24 protein-coding genes are annotated in these 21,250 nt (G+C 68.4%); 15 read left to right on the top strand and 9 right to left on the bottom strand.

The features are described from left to right. The first annotated feature begins 2 nt into the window (after positions 1–2). Entirely contained in the window at positions 3–779 is a 777-nt protein-coding gene (locus ACTWQA_RS21105) for an alpha/beta fold hydrolase (RefSeq protein WP_443160870.1), read from the top strand. Here the strand turns inward: ACTWQA_RS21105 and ACTWQA_RS21100 are convergent. Continuing rightward, positions 774–1,130 carry a MarR family winged helix-turn-helix transcriptional regulator gene (locus tag ACTWQA_RS21100; RefSeq protein ID WP_443160869.1) on the bottom strand — a complete coding sequence of 119 codons (357 nt, stop codon included), beginning with the start codon at positions 1,128–1,130 and terminating at the stop codon, positions 774–776. The two genes, ACTWQA_RS21105 and ACTWQA_RS21100, sit on opposite strands and share 6 nt — an antisense overlap. Before the next feature lie 20 nt (positions 1,131–1,150). Here ACTWQA_RS21100 and ACTWQA_RS21095 point away from each other — a divergent pair, with 20 nt between their 5' ends. Then, positions 1,151–1,600: a MarR family winged helix-turn-helix transcriptional regulator gene (locus tag ACTWQA_RS21095; RefSeq protein WP_443160868.1), complete on the top strand. Its 450-nt coding sequence runs from the start codon at positions 1,151–1,153 to the stop codon at positions 1,598–1,600. Here the strand turns inward: ACTWQA_RS21095 and ACTWQA_RS21090 are convergent. Further along, positions 1,597–1,758, bottom strand: a complete 162-nt coding sequence (locus tag ACTWQA_RS21090; RefSeq protein WP_165977497.1) for a hypothetical protein — start codon at positions 1,756–1,758, stop codon at positions 1,597–1,599. The genes ACTWQA_RS21095 and ACTWQA_RS21090 overlap by 4 nt on opposite strands. Positions 1,759–1,802: 44 nt before the next feature. Beyond that, positions 1,803–2,948: an acyl-CoA dehydrogenase family protein gene (locus ACTWQA_RS21085; RefSeq protein ID WP_443160867.1), complete on the bottom strand. Its 1,146-nt coding sequence runs from the start codon at positions 2,946–2,948 to the stop codon at positions 1,803–1,805. 140 nt (positions 2,949–3,088) lie between these two features. Here ACTWQA_RS21085 and ACTWQA_RS21080 point away from each other — a divergent pair, with 140 nt between their 5' ends. Further along, on the top strand, positions 3,089–4,525 hold the full coding sequence (locus ACTWQA_RS21080; protein ID WP_443160866.1) for a hypothetical protein: 1,437 nt from the start codon (positions 3,089–3,091) through the stop codon (positions 4,523–4,525). Further along, complete coding sequence (locus tag ACTWQA_RS21075) at positions 4,525–5,310, top strand: class F sortase (RefSeq protein ID WP_305915071.1); 786 nt, start codon at positions 4,525–4,527, stop codon at positions 5,308–5,310. The genes ACTWQA_RS21080 and ACTWQA_RS21075 overlap by 1 nt, the downstream gene beginning before the upstream one ends. Positions 5,311–5,563: 253 nt before the next feature. Here the strand turns inward: ACTWQA_RS21075 and ACTWQA_RS21070 are convergent, their stop codons facing one another. Then, positions 5,564–5,854 carry a hypothetical protein gene (locus ACTWQA_RS21070; protein ID WP_443160865.1) on the bottom strand — a complete coding sequence of 97 codons (291 nt, stop codon included), beginning with the start codon at positions 5,852–5,854 and terminating at the stop codon, positions 5,564–5,566. Position 5,855: 1 nt separating this feature from the next. Here ACTWQA_RS21070 and ACTWQA_RS21065 point away from each other — a divergent pair, with 1 nt between their 5' ends. From ACTWQA_RS21065 to ACTWQA_RS21050, 4 genes are all read left to right on the top strand, one after another. Then, positions 5,856–6,287: a hypothetical protein gene (locus tag ACTWQA_RS21065; protein ID WP_443160864.1), complete on the top strand. Its 432-nt coding sequence runs from the start codon at positions 5,856–5,858 to the stop codon at positions 6,285–6,287. A gap of 5 nt (positions 6,288–6,292) precedes the next feature. Next, positions 6,293–7,060 (top strand): class F sortase, encoded by a 768-nt coding sequence (locus ACTWQA_RS21060; RefSeq protein ID WP_443160863.1) that lies wholly within the window; start codon positions 6,293–6,295, stop codon positions 7,058–7,060. Between the two features lie 14 nt (positions 7,061–7,074). After that, entirely contained in the window at positions 7,075–7,737 is a 663-nt protein-coding gene (locus ACTWQA_RS21055) for a hypothetical protein (RefSeq protein WP_443160862.1), read from the top strand. Between the two features lie 72 nt (positions 7,738–7,809). After that, positions 7,810–8,955, top strand: coding sequence for an acetyl-CoA C-acetyltransferase (locus ACTWQA_RS21050; RefSeq protein WP_443160861.1), 1,146 nt, complete (start codon positions 7,810–7,812; stop codon positions 8,953–8,955). 74 nt (positions 8,956–9,029) lie between these two features. Here ACTWQA_RS21050 and ACTWQA_RS21045 read toward each other — a convergent pair whose 3' ends face one another. The 3 genes from ACTWQA_RS21045 to ACTWQA_RS21035 all read right to left on the bottom strand — a co-directional run bounded on the left by ACTWQA_RS21045 (position 9,030) and on the right by ACTWQA_RS21035 (position 11,330). Continuing rightward, a complete protein-coding gene (locus tag ACTWQA_RS21045) occupies positions 9,030–9,170 on the bottom strand; it encodes a hypothetical protein (protein WP_443160860.1) in 141 nt (46 codons plus the stop codon). 170 nt (positions 9,171–9,340) lie between these two features. Further along, complete coding sequence (locus tag ACTWQA_RS21040; protein ID WP_443160859.1) at positions 9,341–10,789, bottom strand: serine hydrolase domain-containing protein; 1,449 nt, start codon at positions 10,787–10,789, stop codon at positions 9,341–9,343. Between the two features lie 70 nt (positions 10,790–10,859). Continuing rightward, positions 10,860–11,330: an Lrp/AsnC family transcriptional regulator gene (locus tag ACTWQA_RS21035; RefSeq protein WP_443160858.1), complete on the bottom strand. Its 471-nt coding sequence runs from the start codon at positions 11,328–11,330 to the stop codon at positions 10,860–10,862. 93 nt (positions 11,331–11,423) lie between these two features. Between ACTWQA_RS21035 and ACTWQA_RS21030 the strand changes: the two genes are divergently transcribed. From ACTWQA_RS21030 to ACTWQA_RS21010, 5 genes are all read left to right on the top strand, one after another. Next, on the top strand, positions 11,424–12,638 hold the full coding sequence (locus tag ACTWQA_RS21030; RefSeq protein WP_443160857.1) for an APC family permease: 1,215 nt from the start codon (positions 11,424–11,426) through the stop codon (positions 12,636–12,638). A gap of 70 nt (positions 12,639–12,708) precedes the next feature. Beyond that, positions 12,709–14,580 (top strand): acyl-CoA dehydrogenase family protein, encoded by a 1,872-nt coding sequence (locus ACTWQA_RS21025; RefSeq protein WP_443160856.1) that lies wholly within the window; start codon positions 12,709–12,711, stop codon positions 14,578–14,580. A gap of 200 nt (positions 14,581–14,780) precedes the next feature. Further along, positions 14,781–16,043: an extracellular solute-binding protein gene (locus ACTWQA_RS21020; protein ID WP_443161123.1), complete on the top strand. Its 1,263-nt coding sequence runs from the start codon at positions 14,781–14,783 to the stop codon at positions 16,041–16,043. A 59-nt stretch (positions 16,044–16,102) separates the two neighbouring features. Beyond that, complete coding sequence (locus ACTWQA_RS21015; protein ID WP_443160855.1) at positions 16,103–16,987, top strand: carbohydrate ABC transporter permease; 885 nt, start codon at positions 16,103–16,105, stop codon at positions 16,985–16,987. Continuing rightward, entirely contained in the window at positions 16,987–17,874 is an 888-nt protein-coding gene (locus tag ACTWQA_RS21010; protein ID WP_443160854.1) for a carbohydrate ABC transporter permease, read from the top strand. Before ACTWQA_RS21015 ends, ACTWQA_RS21010 begins: the two co-directional genes overlap by 1 nt. Before the next feature lie 27 nt (positions 17,875–17,901). On the opposite strand, the gene ACTWQA_RS21005 is transcribed toward ACTWQA_RS21010, so the two are convergent. After that, positions 17,902–18,639: a class I SAM-dependent methyltransferase gene (locus tag ACTWQA_RS21005; RefSeq protein WP_305915084.1), complete on the bottom strand. Its 738-nt coding sequence runs from the start codon at positions 18,637–18,639 to the stop codon at positions 17,902–17,904. A gap of 126 nt (positions 18,640–18,765) precedes the next feature. Between ACTWQA_RS21005 and ACTWQA_RS21000 the strand changes: the two genes are divergently transcribed. Continuing rightward, positions 18,766–19,305, top strand: coding sequence for an RNA polymerase sigma factor (locus ACTWQA_RS21000; protein WP_443160853.1), 540 nt, complete (start codon positions 18,766–18,768; stop codon positions 19,303–19,305). Further along, positions 19,292–20,218, top strand: coding sequence for a hypothetical protein (locus tag ACTWQA_RS20995; protein ID WP_443160852.1), 927 nt, complete (start codon positions 19,292–19,294; stop codon positions 20,216–20,218). The genes ACTWQA_RS21000 and ACTWQA_RS20995 overlap by 14 nt, the downstream gene beginning before the upstream one ends. Here ACTWQA_RS20995 and ACTWQA_RS20990 read toward each other — a convergent pair. After that, positions 20,207–21,229 (bottom strand): adenosine deaminase, encoded by a 1,023-nt coding sequence (locus ACTWQA_RS20990; protein ID WP_443160851.1) that lies wholly within the window; start codon positions 21,227–21,229, stop codon positions 20,207–20,209. The genes ACTWQA_RS20995 and ACTWQA_RS20990 overlap by 12 nt on opposite strands. Positions 21,230–21,250: the final 21 nt, after the last annotated feature.

The raw sequence follows: 21,250 nt of genomic DNA, 5'->3' as shown, positions 1-21,250 counted from the left end.
GTATGGAGCTGGCCTTCGAACGGCGGGGCAGCGGTCCGCCGCTGATCCTCCTCCACGGCATCGGCCACCACTGGCAGGCCTGGTCGCCGGTGCTGGATCGCCTGGCCGTCTCCAGGACCGTGATCGCGATCGACCTGCCCGGGTTCGGGGCGTCGCCGGGGCTGCCTGACGGCATCCCCTACACCGCCGAGTCGCTGGCCGACGCGGTCGAGTCGTTCTGCGCGCTGCTCGGCGTGCGCGAGCCGCACGTGGCGGGCAACTCGCTCGGCGGTTACATCGCGCTGGAGCTGGCCTCGCGCGGCGTCGTACGCACGGCGACCGCGTTGTCGCCGGCCGGCTTCTGGTCCCGTGCCGAGCTGCTCTACTGCCGGACCGTGCTGCGCGCGCTGCGAGCCACCGCCCGGGCGATGCCGCCCGAGCAGGCCGTCAGGACGGCCGAGAGCCCGTTGCTGCGCGCCCTGTCCACGGGCGTGCTGGTCGCGCACCCGTCCCGGATGGAGCCGGCCGCGCTGATCGCGGCCACGCGGGCGCTGGCCGCCTCGACCGGCTTCGAGGAGACGCTGGAGTCGTTCGCCGGGGTGATGCCGCCCGCGCCGCCCAAGACGCCGATCACGATCGCGTGGGGCGAGCACGACCGCCTGCTGCCGCGCCGCCAGGCGGTGCGTGCGGCGCGGTGGTCAGGGCAGCGGGTCAAGCTGCTGAAGGGCTGCGGGCACGTGCCGATGAGCGACGACCCGGACCTCGTGGCCGGCGTCCTCCTAGAGGCCTCGGCTTCATGAAGCCGTGAGATTGGCGGCCATGCGACGCAGCACGTCCACGGTCACCTGATAGTCCTCCGGGGTCACACCCGCGCCCACCCGCTGCCTGAACCCACGCACCCGCTCGGCGATCTCCGCGTGCGCGGCCCTGCCGGCCTCGGTGATCCGGCTGTCCACCAGCCACCCGCGCGCGGTGAGCCGCTCCACGGCCTCACCCACCCCGGGGAACGGCGCCAGCTCCTCCGGCCGGGCGTCATGAGCGACGGTGTTGAGCACCTGCCACTCGCGCCGCGACATCTGCAGCGCGTCGTCCATGGCGCTCTCCAGCACCGTATCCAGATTCTTCACCCAGTAGCCGATATGCTTCTCCATGCATGTACTATAGCAACTATATGTATGAAGACAAGGAAATTGCCGGGCTCCGCGAGCTCCGGGAGCTCCGCGCGATCGAGCAGTCGATGGTCGCCATCAGGCGCAGGCAGAGCAGGCGGGTGCTGGCGAAAGCGCAGGGCGCCGGGCCCGAATACGACGTGCTCGACGTGATCGAGGCCGCCCGCGAGCCCGTCACCGTGACCGCGGTCGCGCAGGCGTTGAGTGTGGATCAGCCGCGGGCGAGCCGGCTGGTGGCCGCGGCCGTGGAGGCGGGCCTGGTCAGGCGCGAGGCCGATCAGGCGGACGGCCGCAGGTCGTGCCTGGTGCTGACGGACGAGGGGAGCGCCGCGCTCGAACGGGCGCATCGCGCCAGGCAAGCGGCGTTCGCGACGGCGATGGAGGGCTGGTCGGCGGCCGAGCGTGCCGAGTTCGCCCGGCTGCTCACCCGCTTCGTCGAAGCGATCGCCTAGACCTTGGTCTGGCCCCACACGAGCAGCATCGCGATGATGAACACGATCATCACGCCGGCATAGCCGACGGGACCCAGGCGGAACGCCCGGCGCACACGATTGAGCCCCCAAGCGACGAGCAATGCCAGGAAGACCAGGAGGATCAGGCCGCCGTCCATGCTGTCCAGTATGCGGCGTCGGACGGCGGCCCGCGCGTCAGGTGCTAAAACCCGAATGACCGACCGATGATCTCCTTCATGATCTCGGTCGTGCCGCCGTAAATGGTTTGGACGCGGCTGTCCAGCCACGCCTTCGCAACCGGGTATTCGGTCATATATCCGTATCCGCCGTGGAGCTGGACGCAGCGGTCGATGACCTTGTTCTGCAGCTCGGTCGTCCACCACTTGGCCTTGGCCGCGTCCACCGCCGTGAGCTGCTTGGCGTTGAGCGCCAGGATGCACTTGTCGACGTAGTGGCGGGCGATCTCGGTCTCGGTGACCAGCTCGGCCAGGACGAACCGGGTGTTCTGGAACGAACCGATGCTGCGGCCGAAGGCCTGGCGGGTCTTGCAGTATTCGATGGTCTGCTCCAGCACGGCCTCCGCCGCGGCCACCGCCGCCACCGCGATCGACAGGCGTTCCTGGGGCAGGTTGTTCATGAGCTGGAAGAACCCCTCGCCGTCGTTCGGGCCGAGGCGGTTGGCGACGGGCACGCGGACGTTCTCGAAGAACAGCTCGGCGGTGTCCTGCGCCTTCATGCCGACCTTCTCCAGGTTGCGCCCCCGGCTGAACCCCTCCATGCCCCGCTCCACGACGATCAGCGTCGTCCCCCTGGCGCCCGCCTCCGGATCGGTCTTGGCCACCACGACCACGAGGTCGGCGTTGATGCCGTTGGTGATGAACGTCTTCTGCCCGTTGACGACGTAGTGGTCGCCTTCGCGGACGGCGGTGGTCCTGATGCCCTGCAGGTCGCTGCCCGCGCCCGGCTCGCTCATCGCGATCGCGGTGATCAGCTCGCCGCTGGCGAAGCCGGGCAGCCACCGCTGCTTCTGCTCGTCATTGGTCAGATCGACCACGTACGGGGCCATGACGTCGTTGTGCAACGAGAAGCCGAGCCCGGTCGCGCCGTGCCGCATGATCTCCTCGACGATCACCGTGTTGTACCGGAAATCCGTGACGCTGGCGCCGCCGTACTCCTCGGGGACCGAGAACCCGAACATGCCCAGCTCTCCGGCCTTCTTCCACACCTCGCGCGGGACAATGCCGTCCTTCTCCCACTGCGCGTGGTGCGGCACCACTTCGCGGGCCATGAACTCGCGCACCGTGTCCCTGAACAGCAGGTGTTCCTCGTCGAAGAGATCTCTTTCCATCCTCGCCTCCCGAACAGGATTCTGGTGCTGGACACGGCTTCATCACAAGTGCTGGAAGAGGCTTCATTTGGCATGTGTTGCGGGTGTTTTCGCCCCTAAGATCTACCCTCGGTCTATTACGTGGGTGATCGGAGTCTTCCGTGAGTCGGTGGCGCAAGGCGTGGATCGCCGCATCGGTCGGTTCCCTGGCGGCGTTAGGCGTAGTGGTGCTGCCCAACCTGCCCGCATCGGCGGCGCCGGCCGATCTTGAGGTCGAGTACATCTGTACGGAGACCGGTACGAGCAGCATTGTTCGGAACGGTCCGGTGAAGCTGACCACCTACCTCACCTTCGAGACGGATCTCGTGGTCGGCGGCCCGCTCAACTACTCCTGGAAGCTGGAGTACACCGGCGACGGCAGCACGTTCCAGTCGCCTGGCTACTTCGGACCTGGCGGACAGGTGCATGCCATCGGCAACCTCGAGCTCAAGAGCGACTGGCAGGGCATCCTTCAGCCCAGGGGCAGTGCCGAGCCTGAGAAGGAACTGCGCCCGGACGCCCCCCTCGGCCTGCCTCCGATGCTGAACGACCCCGGCCTGATCAACAGGACGGGCACCATCAGGATCACCCCGAAGGACATCGACCTCGACTTCACCCCGCCGGACAACAGCGTGGTCATCAACGACGGTGACGATGCCGACAATCCGAGCGACATGATGATCGTCTACAACGGCACGTGGGTGCCGCGGGACGACCTCCCGTCCTCCGAGCACCACGTGCACAACGACCTGCACGAGACCACCCAGCTGGGCGCTTCCGCCGAGTTGACCTTCGTCGGCACGAGCGTGAAGTACATCGGGCCTACGGACAAGGACTCGGGACCGGTCAACATCTACATCGACGGCAGCAAGCGGGCCACGGTCGATCCTTCGCGCGACGCCAACGACGATCCGGTCAATGATGACCTTGAGGGCGGCAAAGTGCTGTGGGAGTCGCCCACGCCGCTGAAATACGGCAAGCACGTCATCAAGGTCGAGAACGCCTCGACCAGTTCGGCCAAGCCGATGTGGCTGGACGCGTTCGAGGTCTCGACCGCCACGGCTCAGAACCCGACCGGTTTCCACAGCGCGAAGTGCACGCCCGCCAGCCCTCCCGGGTCGATCGTGGTGACCGTCGGGGGCAGTCCGAGCAGCACGCCGCCGACCAGCCCGACCTCGACGCCGTCGACCAGCCCCACCACCAGCCAGTCCCCGACCAACGGCACGTCGCCCTCGGTCTCCCCGACGACGGGCTCGCCGAACCCCACGTCGCAGGACATCCATCCCCCGATCGTGGCCGTCGTCCCCGGGGTGGTGAGCACCGCGACGCCGACCACCAGCACCACGACGTCCGTATCCCCGACGGCGACGAAGTATGTGAGACCGCAGGTGGCCAAGACGCCCAAGGGCGGAGTGGAGACCGGTGAGGCGCCCGATCCGCCCGCGGACACGGGAGCGTACGGACTGATCGCGAGCGGATCCGCGATGATCATGGGCAGTGCGGCCGGAGGCCTGCTGTTGTGGCGCCGCCGCGCCGTGCACGCCGGAGGTGTGAAGTAATGACCGAGCAGCAGCAGAAGTCGCCGCTCAACAAGGCGGTGCCCGGCCTGCTCATCGCCGGCTCGCTGGCCGGTGTGGGCGCCGTCATGGTGGGTCTGCTCTCGCTGGCGCCCGCGGTGGACGACGGCTCCGGACCGGGCGTCGCGGCCATGGACGAGCCGTCCACCGTGCAGATCGAGAACGCTGGCGCATTCGTGCTGCCGCCGACCGTCGGCCCCGGCGGGCCGTCCGGCCTCACCCCGGCCCGCCTCGACGCCCCGCCGCCGCTCGCCGCCGTGCCGACCGTGGCTCCGATCCCGGTGCCCAAGACCAAGGTCGCCAAGGCCAAGGCCAAGCCGGCTCGCATCAAGATTCCCAAGATCAAGGTGAACGCGCCGGTGGGACCGGTCACGGTGGACATCAAGGGCAACCTCGGCACCCCGCCGCTGACCAAGCAGAACCAGACCGGCTGGTACCGCTTCTCGCCGGTCCCCGGCGAGGCCGGGCCCTCGATCATCAACGGTCACGTCAGCACCCGCAAGGGTCCCGCTGTTTTCGCCCGGCTGTCGGAGTTGGCCAAGGGTGACCACATCTACGTGTACCGGTCGGACGGCAAGGTCACGCGGTACACGGTGAGCGGCATCGAGCAGGTGAGCAAGTCGACGTTCCCGACCAAGCGCGTGTACGGCAACACCAGCGGGGCCCAGCTCAGGCTCGTCACCTGTGGCGGTGTCTTCAACAAGGGGGCGCACAGCTACCAGGACAACATCATCGTGTACGCGACGTTGTCCAAGAAGAAGGGGTGACCGAGGTAGCTGTGGCCGATTTGGCGGTTTACCGGAAGTTGACAGGGACAGTTCGTAGGATCTCAACCTAACCGTGACAAACGGCTGGGATTCTGGCACGACTGTTGATACTGCGCTGAATGGAGATGGAAGTGCAGACGTCCAAGGCGAGGCGCCGCCTCGCCCTCAAGACATCCGCTATGGCCGTCCTAGGCGCAGGGATCTTCGGTGGGCTACCGGTGATGGCTGCTATCGCCGCCCCGGTGCCCGTGGTCTACTCGTGCACGAGTGGCGGTGCCTCCGCGAACGTCACCTTCTCCATGGAAGTGAAGACGCCGGCCTCGCAGCCCAGCCCCAGCTCCACGGCGACCCTCACATGGGAGATCATCCAGCCGTCGACCAGCCCTTTGGCGGCGGCTGCTGCGATCAGTCCGAGCAGCACCGTGACGGTGGCGGGAACCGTCAGCCCTAGCGGGTCACCGGTGGCTTCGGCGCAGATTACGGCGACCGGTAGCGCCGCACCCGCGACGGCCATCACGCAGGGCGGTGCGTTGCCGATCCCCACGATGACCATGGTGGTCACGCCGACCGCGAGCGGGACGGTCGTTTTCAAGGGCGAGGGCTTCGCTCTCCAGGTCAACGGCAGTAACTACAACTGCCAGCCGACCGCCTCCGGTGCCGGACCCGCCGCCACCTTGGTCGTCGGCACCGGCAGCACCGCCACCGGCACGAATACCCCGACCACCTCGAACACGCCGACCACGACCCCGCCGACCTCGAGCACCCCCAAGCCCACCAAGACCAGCACCGCGACGGTGACCGTCACCCCGCCCGAGAAGACCGAAAAGTCCAAGACCCCCAAGGAAGGGGCGGACACCGGGGCCGGTGGCGAGATGGGGCCTGATGGGCGGATGTTTATCCTGACCGGCACCGCGCTGATCGCGGCCGCGACGGTGGGTGGGCTGTTCATACGTCGCCGTAACGCCACCCGGGGCTGACCGAAGTGTCCGGCTACTACCCGTACGGTGGCGGCGGGGCGGCACCGCCGCCTCCACCCGAGCACAAGGGCAGCACGGCGCTCAGGACCGCGCTGATCGTGGCCGCCATCGCCGGCGTCGCGACCGTGGTGGCCGGGCTGCTGATCGTGCTGCGTTCCCCGGACGAGTACGGCCTCGCGTCGAACAACAGGGACAGCCTGGCGCTGCCGTCGCAGCCGAACCAGAGCGGCAAGCCGGAGCAGGCGCTGTTCCAGGCGGCGCCCGACGTGCCGCCGCCGCTGCCGCAGATCAACCCGGCGCCGCCGATGATGCCGTCCACCCCTGTCCGGATCGTGGTCAAGCGTCTGGGGATCAACGCGCCGATCAGGTCCGTCGGCCTGGCCAAGGACGGCACGATCCAGGTGCCGCCGCCGGACAACCCCAACCTGGTGGGCTGGTATCGGAACATGTCCACCCCGGGCGAGGCGGGTCCCGCCGTGCTGCTCGGACACAAGGACACCAGGACGCGCAGTGCGGTGTTCAGCGCGTTGTTCCAGATCAAGAACGGTGACATCATCGAGGTCAAGCGCCAGGACAGGACCACGGCGGTCTTCACCGTCGGCGGCGTGGAGCAGGCGAACAAGAAGACGTTCCCGACCCAGCGGGTCTACGGGCCGCAGGACAACGCCCAGCTCCATCTGATCACCTGCGGCGGGACCTACGATCGGCGTACCGGGCACTACACCGACAACATCATCGTCTACGCGACGATGACAAGCTCCTATCGAAGCTGAGCGCGGAGGCGGGCATGGGCTGGATGGCGAAGCGGAGACTGCGTACTGGTCCCACGGCGGCGCTGCCGGCCAAACCTGATCCGGCCGAGCTGCTGCGCATCGTCCAGCTCGCCGACCCAGGGGCCAGGAAGGACGGCGACGACATCGTGGCCACCGACGTCCGAGTGAGCGCTGCCGTGGAGGCGGACGCCGACCTGGCGGGCGGTGAGCTGGAGAAGGTCTGGGCGGTGCGGGTTGCCGCCGAAGGGCCTTTGCCGCTGGACTTCTTCGACCGCTACCTGGCCGAGGGCATCGCGTTCAGGCTCAAGGGGCTCGCGGTCTGCCGGGGTGAGGTGAGCGACCCGTCCGATGAGGAGAACACGGGGCCCGCGGTCATCCTCCCGGTCCGTCCGACCGCCGAGGAGCTGGCGCCGCTGCTGGAGCCGCAGGAGGACGACGAGTTCACGTTTACCGCCGGCGACATCAAGGCCGTCCTGGTCCCGCAGAAGGGCCAGCCTCCGGCCGTGCAGGAGCTGCTGCCCTTCGCCACCGAGCTGACCGCGATCGAGCTGCGCGGCGACGAGCAGGTCAAGCTGGGGACGCTGGCGCTGGAGCTGTCCGAGGCACTGAACGGGCTGGTCGTGGACCGGTGGCGGTTCCGGGTGGACGCGGCGGAGGACCTTCTGCCGCCGGCGTGAGCAGCGGCCGAACGTCATTCTGTTGTACCCTGCCTTTAGTAACCGAATAATGCTCGGTTCTCAGGAGGCACCGTGGCAGAGGCGTACATCGTCGGGGCGGTCCGCACCCCGGTCGGCAAGAAGAAGGGCGGCCTTTCCACCGTCCACCCCACTGACCTGGCCGCTCACACGCTGAAGGCGCTGATCGACCGCACCGGCGTCGATCCGGTGGCGGTCGAGGACGTCATCATGGGGTGCGTCATGCAGTTCGGCCCCCAGAGCATGGACATCGCTCGCAACGCCTGGTTGTCGGCAGGGCTGCCGGAGACCACCGCAGGCGTCACGATCGACCGGCAGTGCGGGTCCTCGCAGCAGTCGATCCACTTCGCCGCCCAGGGCGTCATGTCCGGCACCCAGGATCTGGTCGTGGCCAGCGGTGTCGAGTCGATGAGCATCGTCCCCATGGGTTCCTCGATCACGGCCGCCCTGGAGAAAGGCATGCCGTTCCCGTTCGGCGAGAAATGGGTCGAGCGGTATGGGAAGCAGGAGATCTCGCAGTTCCGCGGCGCGGAGCTGATGTGCGAGAAGTGGGGCTACACGCGAGAGATGCTGGAGCAGTACGCGCTCGAGTCCCACCAGCGGGCCGCCAAGGCGATCGCGAACGGCCACTTCAAGGACCAGATCGAGCCCGTCAACGGCGTCGAGGACGACGAGGGCCCGCGCGCGGACACGACGCTGGAGAAGATGGCCTCGCTGAAGACGCTGAAGGAGGGCGGCCAGATCACCGCCGCCACCTCCTCGCAGATCTCCGACGGCTCCGGCGCGCTTCTGATCGCCTCCGAGCAGGCCGTCAAGGACCACGGGCTGACGCCCCGCGCCCGCATCCACCAGCTCGCGCTCATGGGTGACGACCCCGTCTACATGCTGACCGCGCCGATCCCCGCCACGCGGCGGGCCCTGCAGAAGGCCGGCCTGTCGATCGACGACATCGACGTCGTGGAGATCAACGAGGCGTTCGCACCGGTGCCGCTGGCCTGGACGCACGAGCTCGGCGCCGACCCCGCCAAGGTCAACCCCAACGGCGGCGCCATCGCGCTGGGCCACCCGCTTGGGGGCACGGGAGCGATCCTCATGACCAAGCTCCTGCACGAGCTGGAGCGCACGGGCGGTCGCTACGGGCTGCAGACGATGTGCGAGGGCGGCGGCCAGGCCAACGTCACGATCATCGAAAGGTTGTAACGGGTTGCGAGCGCCGCCTCCGGGCGTAACGAGGGAGGCGGCGCTCGCCCTAACTACCCATCCTGGTAGTAGTCTCAGCGGCCCTTGGGCGGGATGCGCCGGGGCGGCGCGATCGGACGCTGCGGCATCCGGGGCATCTGCCGGGGCAAGGGCGGCATCTCCCGGCCGGGGAAGGCCGGGGTCTTCTTGCCCTTCTTGGCTGCGCGAACTCGCATAAGAGGCTCCTTTACGTAATTCATGACGCGGCTCACTCGCGAACGAAGGCCGGTCGACATGCTCAGCTGCCGCGTCTGGATGGACGGACGGGACGGACTGAAGCTGCGAATTACAGGTAAAGGCGCATGCCCATGAAGGTACGGGGCATCCGGAACCCGCCGCAACCGAATTAATTCCGGCCGCGAACCGGTGCTCGAAGCGGGTCGGCAGCTGACGACGACCGACGAGGTCCGCCCCAGCGCAGTACACAAATCCTGACGGCGGCTACAAGCACGCCTGCGAGCGCCGTCACGAGCAACGTGATCGACATCGGCGCGGGGAAGTACGTGAGCTGCGCCCAGGTGACCGTGCGCCCGTTCATCAGGAACGAGAGCAGGTCCGGATACGCGGCCAGCATCGCCGCGGGCAGGAGAGCGGGCACCAGGCGCAGCCCGGTCCGCCACTGCGCCCTGCCCGTCCGCCGGGCGGCCCAGCGCCGGGCCCGCACCACGCCCACGGCTGCGAGACCGATCGCAGCCAGCGCGATGACGGCCAGGATCAGCTCGAACAGCTGCCGGTCGCCCCCGGGCGGCTCCGGGCTGCGGCCTTCGCTCATGGCCGCGAGCCCGAGCATGATGGTGTAGGCGTCGTCTTGCAGTGCGGCGCTGTTGGTCATGACGGCGATGCCGTAGCCGGTCCTGGGAGAGATGGCCTCCACAGCGGTGTAGGTGAACAGGTTCCCGGAATGCGTGAGTAGCTCAGTCTCGTCGTCCACGCCCCAGCCCATGCCGTAGTCCCGGAGGGCGGTGGGCGTGTGCATGGTCTCCAGGCTCTGCCGCTTGACGAGGGGGTTGCCGTTCCCGGACTGGGCGATCAGCCATTTGCCCATGTCGGCGGCCGTGGTGATGACACCTCCTGAGCCGCTGTCGCTGAGGAAGGCAGGAAGCTCAGGGCGGGGGAGCCAGGCGCCGAAGATCGAGTTGTGGCCGTCGGCGGGCTTGACGATCTGGTCGCTGACGGCGCTGGATTTCATGCCCAGCGGGCCGAAGACCCTTTCGCGCAAATAGTCGCCGAAGCCCTGGCCGCTGGCGGCCTCGACCAGCCGGGCAGCAAGGTTGTAGTTGACGTTGCAGTACTCCCAACGTGTGCCGGGGTCGGCACGTAGCCCGTCGTCGGCCAGGCGAGCGGTGTAATCGGCGAGAGAGGTGGAGCTGTCCAGCTCTCGGATGTCGATCGTGGTGTCCGACAAGCCGGAGGTCTGGTTCAGCAGGTGCCTCACGGTGATCCGGGCCGCGCGCGGGTCGGTCATCCTGAAGCCCGGGAGCTGGGCGGCCACCGGCTCGTCCAGCTTGATCTTGCCGCGCTCCACGAGCGTCATGACCGCCATCGCGGTGAACGACTTGCTCACCGAGGCTACGCGCATCGGTGTGTTCGCGGTGACCGCGCGGCCCTGTGAGTCGTGGCCGTAGCCGGCCGCATGGACGACGTTGCCGCCGTGCGTGACGACCACGGACACACCTGGGAGACCGGTGGCCTCCAGCGCGTCACGCATGTAGGTGTCGATGGCGGCCGGGGTCATCGTGGGTGTCGGGGCGGCGACGGCCGTGGCCGCGTACAGGGCGATCAGGAGGGATTTCACCCGAGAAAACCTAGAAGGGGGCGGCCCCTCTCCGGATCCACCGATCGTCCAGGACGGCCCCTGACGAAAGTCAGGTCTCGCCGGCTGGCGGCAGGCGGGTCGGGACGGCCTTCTGGACCTGCTGGAAGACCACCGAGGTGCGGAAGCCGACGATCTCCTTGCGTTTGCTCAGCTTGTCCAGCAGGAACGCGTGCAGATGATCCAGGTCCTGGACGGCCACGTGCAGCAGGAAGTCGTCCCCGCCCGCGAGCACGAACACGCTGAGCACCTCGGGCATCTCGGCGGCCGACGACTTGAACGCGTTGATCACCGCCCGGCTGAGCGGCCGCACCTGGACCGAGACCATGGCCTGCACGCCGCGGTTGAGCGCGGCCGGGTCGATGTCGGCGTGGTAGCCGCGGATGACGCCGCGCCGGGTGAGCGACCTGACCCGTTCCAGACAGGTCGAGGGCGCGATGCCGAGTTGTCGCGCCAGCTCCCTGTTGGACTGCCGAGCATCCGTTTGGAGCAACCGCACAATGGCCGAATCAAGTTCATCCATGGAGGGATATTCGCATCTCCGTCCGGTCGTACGTTCGGTGGGCAGCGGCCTATCTCGCTCAGATGAGTAATTTCATGGGTTATGACACGACGGATGACCACCGGACAAGGCATGGCGCTGCTGGTCGGGGCGGTGCTGGGGCCGGGGATGCTGGTGCTGCCGCATCTGGCGGCCGCCGCCGCGGGGCCCGCCTCCGTGCTGGCCTGGGCCGGGTTGCTGGTGCTGAGCGTCCCGGTCGCGCTGACCTTCGCCGCGCTCGGCGCGCGGTACCCGGACGGTGGCGGAGTGGCGAGCTTCGTCGGGCTCGCGTTCGGCCGGCGCGCCTCCGCCGTGGCCGGCTGGTGGTTCTTCGGCGCCGTCCCCATCGGCACCGTCGCGGGCGCGCTTGTCGGCGGCCAGTACGTCGAGGCGTGCTTCGGCGTGGACGGCACCCTGGCCGCCTGGCTCATCATGATCGCCGCCTTCGCGGCCAACGCGGCGGGCCTCCGGACCTCCGGGCGTCTCCAGATCGCCTTCGTCGTACTCCTCGTCGCGCTGCTGGCCGCCGCCGTGATCAGCGCGGCTCCGCACGCCGACCCGGCCAACTTCACCCCCTTCGCCCCGTACGGCTTCGCGGGCGTGGCCGGGGCGGCCGGCGTGCTCATGTTCGCCTTCGTCGGCTGGGAGGCGGCCAGCCACCTGTCGGCTGAGTTCGCCGATCGGACGAACGGCCTGGTCAGGGCCACGGTGGTGACGCTCGCCGTGATCGCCGTCCTCTACCTGGGGGTGTCGGTCTCCTCCGTGGCCGTCCTGGGCGCGGACATGACCGAGGTGCCGCTGACCGCGATGTTGGAGCTGGGCATCGGTGCCGCGGCGCGGCCCGTGACCGGGGTGGTGGCCGTGCTGCTGACGTTCGGGGCGGTCAACACCTACATCGCCGGGGCCGCGCGGCTCGGGGCGGCCCTGGCGAGGGAGGGAGCGCTACCCGGGTGGTTCGCCAAGGGTGGGGAGCCTGGAGGCACGCCGTACCGGAGCCTGGGATTGCTGGCCGTGCTGTGCCTGCCCGTGCTGGTGTGGGCGGTGGATCTGGACCTGCTGATGCGGGCCACCTCAGCGTGCTTGGCCGCCGTCACGGCGGCGGGCGTGGTGGCCGCGGTGCGCATGTTGCCTGCGGGCCGGCATCGGAACACAGCTGTGATCGGTGCTTTGATGTCGGTCGCATCGCTCACATTCTGCGGCGTCTACCTGGTGTTTCCCGCCGTCCTCGCGCTCGTGGCGACCGTTGTGCCGGCGGCCGGTGCTCGCCGTCCGCTGAAAAAGGGCATATAAACGGCGACAGGCGCGCCGTTAGGCGGGGCACTACTCATATGCACGGGACGGCGCAAGGTCGGGAGGTGCTATGACCGAGCACGCCAAGTACGCGGAGTCCAGGGCAGTCGGCGAGCAGGCCCGCGAGAAGGAGTGGGCCCTGCCGAGTTTCGCCAAGCAGTTGTTCCTCGGCGACTTCCGGCTGGATCTGGTGTATCCGGCGCCCAAGCTGCCCGACGAGGCGACCAAACGCGGCGAGGAGTTCGTCCGCGCGGTGCGCCGCTATCTCGACGCGCACGTCGATCCTGCGCTCATCGAGCGGACCGGGCAGGTGCCCGACGAGGTCGTGAAAGGGCTGGCCGGGCTCGGTGCGTTCGGGATCACGATCGGCGAGGAGTACGGCGGGCTCGGCCTGCCGTACCTGTACTACTGCCGGGCCCTCATGCTGGTGGGCTCGTACTCCCCGGCACTGGCGACGTTGTTGTCGGCGCACCAGTCGATCGGGGTGCCGCAGCCGCTGAAGTTGTTCGGCACGGAGGAACAGAAGCGAGAATTCCTCCCAAGGTGCGCGGCGGGCGAAATTTCGGCTTTCCTGCTGACGGAGCCGGACGTCGGCTCCGACCCGGCACGCCTGTCCACGACCGCTGTCCGCGACGGCGACGACTACGTGCTCGACGGCGTGAAGTTGTGGACGACCAACGGCGTCGTCGCCGACCTGCTCGTGGTCATGGCCAGGACCGGTAAGAAGATCAGTGCGTTCGTGGTCGAGGCCGACTCGCCGGGCATCACCGTCAAACGGCGCAACGGTTTCATGGGGCTGCGCGGGATCGAGAACGGTGTCACCGAGTTCGCCCAGGTGAGAGTGCCCGCGAAGAACCTGATCGGGCGTGAGGGAGATGGGCTGCGGATCGCGCTCACCACGCTGAACACCGGCCGCCTGTCGCTGCCCGCCACGTGTGCGGGGAACGCCAAGTGGGCGCTGAAGATCGCCCGCGAGTGGGGCAACGCGCGCGTGCAATGGGGACACAAGATCGGCACGCACGAGGCCGTGGCCACGAAGATCGCCTTCATCGCGGCCACCGCGTACGCGCTGGAAGCGGTCATGGAGCTCACCAGCCGCCTGGCCGACGACAAGCGCAATGACATCAGGATCGAGGCCGCGCTGGGCAAGCTCTACGCGACGGAGATGTCGTACCAGGCGCTCGACGAACTGGTCCAGATCAGGGGCGGGCGCGGCTACGAGACCGCCGAGTCGCTGGCCGCCCGCGGCGAGCGCGGCGTGCCCGCCGAGCAGATGCTCCGTGACTCGCGCATCAACCGCATCTTCGAGGGCTCCTCCGAGATCATGCGGCTGATGATCACCAGGGAGGCGGTGGACGCGCACCTGTCGGCGGCCGGGGAGCTGATCAACCCCGAGGCGTCCCGCCAGGAACGCACGCAGGCGCTCAAGCGGGCCAGCCGCTTCTATGCCAAGTGGCTGCCCACGCTGGTCGCCGGCACCGGCAACCTGCCCACCGCGTACGCCGACTTCGGCCCGCTGGCCGCGCACCTGCGTTTCGTGGAGCGGACCAGTAGGAAACTGGCCCGGTCCACCTTCTACGGCATGTCCCGCTGGCAGGGCAGGCTGGAGCACAAGCAGTCCTTCCTGGGCAGGATCGTGGACATCGGGGCCGAGCTGTTCGCCATGACCGCCGCCTGCGTCAAGGCCGAGGAGGACGCCAAGGATCTGGGGCGCAGGCCGTACGAGCTGGCCGACACCTTCTGCCACCAGGCGCGACGCCGCGTGGATGCGTTGTTCGACCGGCTCTGGGACAACAGCGACGCCCACGACGCGCGGCTGGCCGGGTATGTGCTGGAAGGCCGCTACGGCTTCGTCGAGGAAGGCATCCTCGACCCGTCCATCGAGGGGCCGTGGATCGGCGCGCCGGAGGGCGGGGAGAACGTCCGGAGGAAGATCCTCTGACGTCCGGTCTAGACCGGTTGTGAGCACTTACTGGTAAGAGTGTTTTCAAATCGAGACAAGCCGGTATAGACCGGCTCCTGAACGCTGGCTTACTCTGGCGCAAACGCGCGTCGCGCGTGCCCATCCCCCCAGGGCGGGGTCCGGTAGCTGGTACGGACCAGCGTCACCCGTCCGACGAGAAGGCGGTATCTCCAGTGAACATGAAGCTTGTGGGCGGCGCCGCTCTCGGCCTTGCCACGATGCTGGTCCTGTCCAGCTGCGGCTCCGGCAGCTCCGGCGACGGCGGCGGCACCCAGGCATCGGGCGGCGGTCAGGTCACGCTCAAGATGGTCGCCGCGGACTACGGCGACGGACCCGGCAAGCCGAACTCGGGTGAGACGTTCTGGAAGGGCGTCGTGGACGAGTTCCAGGCCGCGAACCCGAACATCAAGGTCGAGGTCCAGGTCATCAACTGGAACGACATCGACAAGCAGGTCGCCACCATGGTCCAGAACGGCCAGGTGCCCGACATCCTGCAGACCGGCGACTACTCGGGCTTCGTCAAGGACGGCCTGCTCCACAAGGTGGACGAGGTCCTGTCCCCGAACGTCTCCGGCGACATGCTGCAGAAGTTCGCCGAGTTCGGCAAGGTGGACGGGGCCGCGTACGGCATCCCGTTCGTCTCCTCCGCCCGCGCGCTGTTCTACAACAAGGACCTGTTCACCAAGGCCGGCATCGCCGAGCCGCCGAAGACGTGGGACGAGCTCAAGGCCGCGGCCGAGAAGCTGAAGGCGGCCGGCGTGACGCAGCCGTTCGGCCTGCCGCTCGGCCAGGAGGAGGCCCAGGCCGAGTCGTTCCTGTGGATGCTCGGCAACGGCGGCGGCTACAAGGACGCCTCCGGCAAGTGGTCGATCAACTCGCCGCAGAACGTCGAGACGTTCACGTACATGAAGGGCCTGGTCGACGCCGGCCTGACCACCCCCAACCCGGGCACCAAGGACCGCAAGACGGTCTGGGAGGACTTCGGCGCCGGCAAGGTCGGCATGGTCAACGGCGGACCCATGTCCATCCCGATCTTCGACGCGGCCGGGCTGAAGAACTACGGCGTCGCGCCCATCCCCGGCAAGGCCGGTCCTCTCGACACCACGCTCGGCGTCATGGACTGGATCATGGCGTTCAACAAGAACGGCCACGCCGCGGAGATCAAGAAGTTCTTCGACTTCTTCTACACCGGCAACGCCGCGACGAAGATCTCCGACACCTACAAGCTGCTGCCCGTCACCAACGGCGGCATCCAGAAGCTGTCGAGTGACGAGAAGCTCAAGCCGTTCCTGGACGCGCTGCCCAACGCCAGCTTCTACCCGTTCCAGGACCCCAAGTGGGCCGAGGTGAACCCGGCGATCAAGCAGACCATCGGCGGAGCCGTCAAGGAGGACCCGGCCAAGGTCCTCGGTGAGCTCCAGAAGGTCGCCGAGGCCGGTTGATCGGGGCGGATGGCCCAGCGTCTCCTCGCTGGGCCATCCCTTTCACGGAAGGCTTTGCATTGAGAAGGTTGCGCGCCCTGGAGCCCATCGCCTGGGTCGGGCCCGCCGTGGTGCTCATCGCGGTCGTCGTGCTCTGGCCCGTGATCGAGATGATCAGGTCGTCGTTCCTCAAGATCAGCCGGTTCGGCGTGGTCCAGGGCGGCAACGGGTTCGCCAACTACGAGAAGTTGTTCGGTGAGAAGGACTTCGCCGACATCATGGTCCGCAGCGTGATCTGGGTGGTCGCGGTCGTCGCGCTCACCGTGCTGATCTCGCTGGCCCTGGCCCAGCTGTTCAACCAGCGCTTCCCCGGTCGCAAGATCGCACGCTGGGCGCTGATCGCGCCTTGGGCGGCCTCGGTGCTGATGACGGCGATCATCTTCAAGTGGATGCTCGACCCCGAGGTCGGCGTGATCAACCAGATCCGGTTGAAGCTCGGGCTCATCGACGCCATGGGCGGGGCATCGGCCGACCAGCTCGGCGACGCCTCCACGGCGATGCCGTGGCTGATCTTCGTGGCGGTCTTCGTGTCGGTGCCGTTCACCACGTACGCGTTGCTGGCCGGGCTGGCGACGATTCCCTCCGACGTCTACGAGGCGGCCAGGATGGACGGGGCCGGGCGGTTGCGTACGTACTGGTCGATCACGCTGCCGCTGCTGCGTCCCGCGCTCACCGTGGCGGCATTGATCAACGTGATGAACGTCTTCAACAGCTTCCCGATCATCTGGGCGATGACGCACGGGCAGCCCGGCTACTCGACGGCCACTTCGACGATCCTCATGTTCATCCTCAAGGGCTCCGACATCGGCGAGTCGGCCGCCATGTCCGTCGTCAACTTCGGCATGGTGATCGTGCTGACCGTGATCTTCCTTCGGGTGTCCCGGTGGAACAAGGAGGTGGCGTGATGGCCGTCAACACGATCCAGCGGCAGGCCAGTCCGCACCACCACGCCCGGCCCCGGCGCACCGCGGCACGCGGCATGCCCCGGCTCAAGACCGTGATCGTGGCGGCGAGCGCGTACGTCATCGCGTTCATTTTCCTGTTCCCGTACGTGGTGATGCTGCTCACCTCGCTTCGGGCACAGGACTCGCTGCGGGATGTGACGTTCTGGCCCGATGAGTGGGTGTGGTCCAACCTCACCAACTTCTGGACCAGCGGGCTGGCCGGGAACCTCTGGGTCACGATCAAGGTGGCCGCCGGGTCGACGATCCTCGTGCTGCTGGTGGCGTTGCCGGCGGCGTACTACACGGCCAGGCACCGCTTCAGAGGGCGCACGGCGTTCCTGATCCTGGTGCTGATCACCCAGATGTTCCAGCCCACGGCCATGCTGGTCGGCATCTACCGCGAGTTCTTCCAGTTCGGGCTGGTGGACTCGGTCTGGTCGCTGATCCTGGTCAACGGCGGGTTCAACCTGGCGTTCGCGGTGTGGATCCTGAACGCGTACTTCGCCTCGATCCCGCGCGAGCTGGAGGAGGCCGCGTTCATCGACGGGAACGGGCGTTTCGGCGCGTTGTTCAGGATTACGTTGCCGCTGGCCATGCCGGGCGTCATCACCGCGCTGATCTTCACGTTCATCGCGGCGTGGAACGAGTTCGTCGTCGCGCTGACCCTGACCACGACGCCCGCGAACCAGCCCCTGACCGTGGCGCTCAACTCGTTCATCGGGCAATACCAGGTGGACTGGCAGAACCTGTTCGCCGGCTCTGTGATCGCCACCATCCCGGTGATCATCCTGTTCGCGCTGATCGAGCGGAAGGTGGTGGGCGGGCTGACCGCCGGCTCCATCAAGTGAAGCCCAGGGGGAGTCTTCCCCTGGGATTTACTTCTGCGGCACTCGGGCCACGCAGAACACCGTCTGGCCGAACGGCGGACGGACGAACCGCTCGATCAGGCGGGTCAGCGGGACCACCGTCCGGTCGTAGATCTTGACCAGCCGCGGGTCCGGGTAGCCCACGCCGCCCCGGCGCACCGCCGCCCACCAGGCGATGCCGCCCAGGAAGTTGATCGGCTTGAGCACCTCGACGTCCAGGCCCGCCTTGGCGACCGCCGAGGCCAGCGTCTTGGGCGTGTAACGCTGAACGTGGCCCACCTTGCGGTCGAAGTCTCCATAAAGCTGCATGTAGCCGGGCACCCAGATGATGATCCGGCCGCCGGGCAGCGTGACCCGGGCCAGCGAGCGCAGGGCCCCGGCGTCGTCCTCGATGTGCTCCAGCACGTTCATCATGACGACGGTGTCGACCTTGTCCTCGAGCGGGATGTCGGTCGGCAGCCCGAACTGCAGGACGTCGATCTCGTCGCGGCCCTCGAAGCGCTTCTTCAACTGCTCGACGCAGTAGGGGTCGAAGTCGCTCACGACCAGCCGGTCGAGGCGCGGCAGGAACTGCTCGGCGAAGTGGCCCAGCCCCGAGCCGATCTCCAGCATGGAGCGGCCGACATGCGGGGCGACCATGTCGAACTCGTACTGCCGATAGTTCTTGGCCTCGTCCCCACCTAGGTGGTTCTCCAGGGCCTCGTCACCGGCCGCCGGTTGTACTACACGGTCATACCCAGAAGACATAGTCCCGTTCCTTCTAGGGGGCACACGGATTGCCCGAGTCTAATGCCCCTGTCGGCGGTGGGGGTCACGCGATCTGCGAAACGCCCTTCCCCGCGGACCCCTCCATGCGGTGGAATCTGACTCGCCATGGACGACGACGAGGCGATCGCGCGCTCGCTGGAGGGTGACTTAGCGGCCTATGAGGCGCTGGTCGCCCGCTACAGCGCGCTCGCCCACCGTACCGCGTACATGCTGGGTGCGGGGGACGAGGCCGAGGACGTGGTACAGGAGGCTTTCGTCAAGGCGTTTCGGCATTTGGCGAGCTTCCGCCGGGAGGCGCCGTTCCGGCCGTGGCTGCTGCGCATCGTGGCCAACGAGACGCACAACCTGACCCGGTCGCGGGGGCGGCGGAACGAGCTGGCGCTCCGGCTCGGCGCTACCGCCGACGTCACGGCTCCCGACGATCCCGAGGGTGCGGCCGTGGCCACCGACCGGCGTTCTCGCCTGCTGGCGGCGGTACGGGGACTGCCCGAGCGGGAACGCCAGGCCGTCGTCTGCCGGTACTTCTTACAGCTGAGCGAGGCGGAGACGGCGCAGGTGCTCGACTGGCCGGTCGGCACCGTCAAGTCCAGCACCCACCGTGGGCTGGCCCGGTTGAGGGAGGAGGTGGGCAATGAGTTCGCGTGAGCCCTTCGACGAGCCTCTCGATGAGCTGCAGGCGGAGCTGCTGGCGCTCGGCGATCTCATCGACGTGCCCGCGCCGCCTCCCACCGATGTGGCGGCAGCCGTTCGCGCCCGCCTCGAATCCACCCCTCAGCCCCCCGACCCCGCCTCGTCTTCCGACGCCGATCCCGATCCCGACGCCGACGCCGACGCCGACGCCGACGCCGACGCCGGGGCGGGTGGCGAGTCCGGGGAAGGGCCCGATCCGGCGCACGGTCCCTATGTCGGCCCCGTCAGGCCGGCTCGATCGCGGCCGCCGGGGCGGCGGGACGGTGGGCGGCCGGCGCGGCGCGGCAGGCGGGCGAGGTGGACGATCGTGGCAGCGGTGGTCGTCGTGGTCATCGCCATCACGGCCGCCACCCCCCAGGGCCGGGCCGCGGTGGCGAGGATCCTGCGGTTCGCCGGGGTGGAGCTGGAGATCGGCGAGAGCACACCCCCGCCGGTCACCACCACGGCGTCCCTGCCCGGCGAGCGCACCGTGCCCCCGTCCGGGGTGCGGAGCCTGGCCAGGTTCGAGGTCAAGATCCCCGCCAGGCTCGGCCCGCCGCAGAGCGCGTCGGTTGCCGACAACGGCAGGGTGGTGTCGCTGTTCTGGCCGGGCGGCATCCGGCTCGACCAGTTCGACGGCGCCGTCGACCCCATCTTCTTCAAGAAGGCCGGCCCGCCGTACCCCGACTTCGTGAAAGTGGGCCCCTACCAGGCGTTCTGGCTCGAGGGTGAGCACCCGCTCGGCTACATCGCGCGCCAGGACGGCACACAGGTGCCGCTGCGCCAGGCCGCCGCCACGCTCATCTGGAGCCAGGACACGATCAACTACCGCCTGGAGGGCGTACGGACCAAGGAGGAGGCCATCACGATCGCCGAGTCACTCCAGTGATCCGGTCAGCCAGTCGTCCACACCCTTGAGCAGCTCCTTGCGCACGGACTCCGGAGCCGCCGACGAGCGTACGGACTGCCGCGCCAGCTCGGCGATCTCGGCGTCGCTGAAGCCGTAGACGTCCCTGGCCAGCTCGTATTGCGGCAGCAGCCGCGCACCGAACAGCAGCGGGTCGTCGGACCCCAGCGCGAGCGGCACGCCCGCGTCGAACAGCCGCCGCACCGGCACGTCGGCCGCCTGCTCGGAAACCCCCAGCCCGACGTTGGAGGTCGGGCAGATCTCGCAGCAGATCTGCCGGTCGGCGAGCCGGTGCATCAGCCACTCGTCCTCGGCCGCCCGCACACCATGCCCGACCCGGTCCGCTGCCAGGTCGTCCACGCACTGCGCCACGCTGCGCGGCCCCATCAGCTCGCCCCCGTGGGGCACGGACAGCAGCCCGCCCCGCTTGGCGATCCTGAACGCCCGCTCGAAGTCCCTGGCCGCGCCCCTGCGCTCGTCGTTGGACAGCCCGAACCCGACCACGCCCTTGCCGACGTATTGCGTGGCCAGCCTGGCCAGCGTGTTCGCGTCGAGCGGATGCCTGGTCCTGTTCGCCGCCACGACCACCGCGATCCCGATCCGGGCGTGCTCGGCCGCCTGCCGCGCCGCGTCGAGCACTAGCTCCAGCGTGGCGGTCAGGCCGCCGAAACGCTGGGCGTAGCCCGACGGGTCGACCTGGATCTCCAGCCAGCGCGAGCCGGCCGCCGCCTCGTCCTCGGCCGTCTCGCGCAGCAGCCTGTAGACGTGCTCGGGCCGGCTCAGCACGGACCTGGCGATGTCGTACAGCCGCTGGAACCTGAACCAGCCGCGCTCGTCGGTGGCCCGCAACTTCGGCGGCCAGTCCTCCTCCAGCGCGTCGGGCAGATGCAGCCCCTGCTCCCTTGCCAGCTCGATCAGCGTGGTGTGCCGCATCGAACCGGTGAAGTGCAGGTGGAGATGGGCCTTGGGAAGCGCGTCTAGGGGCCGTGGCATTTGCTTATCTTGCCATCCGGC

The sequence above is a fragment of the Nonomuraea sp. 10N515B genome (assembly GCF_052245915.1).
Taxonomy (GTDB): Bacteria; Actinomycetota; Actinomycetes; order Streptosporangiales; family Streptosporangiaceae; genus Nonomuraea.
The sequence above is the reverse complement of the archived record's forward strand: the minus strand, read 5'-3'. Positions and strand labels throughout refer to the sequence as shown.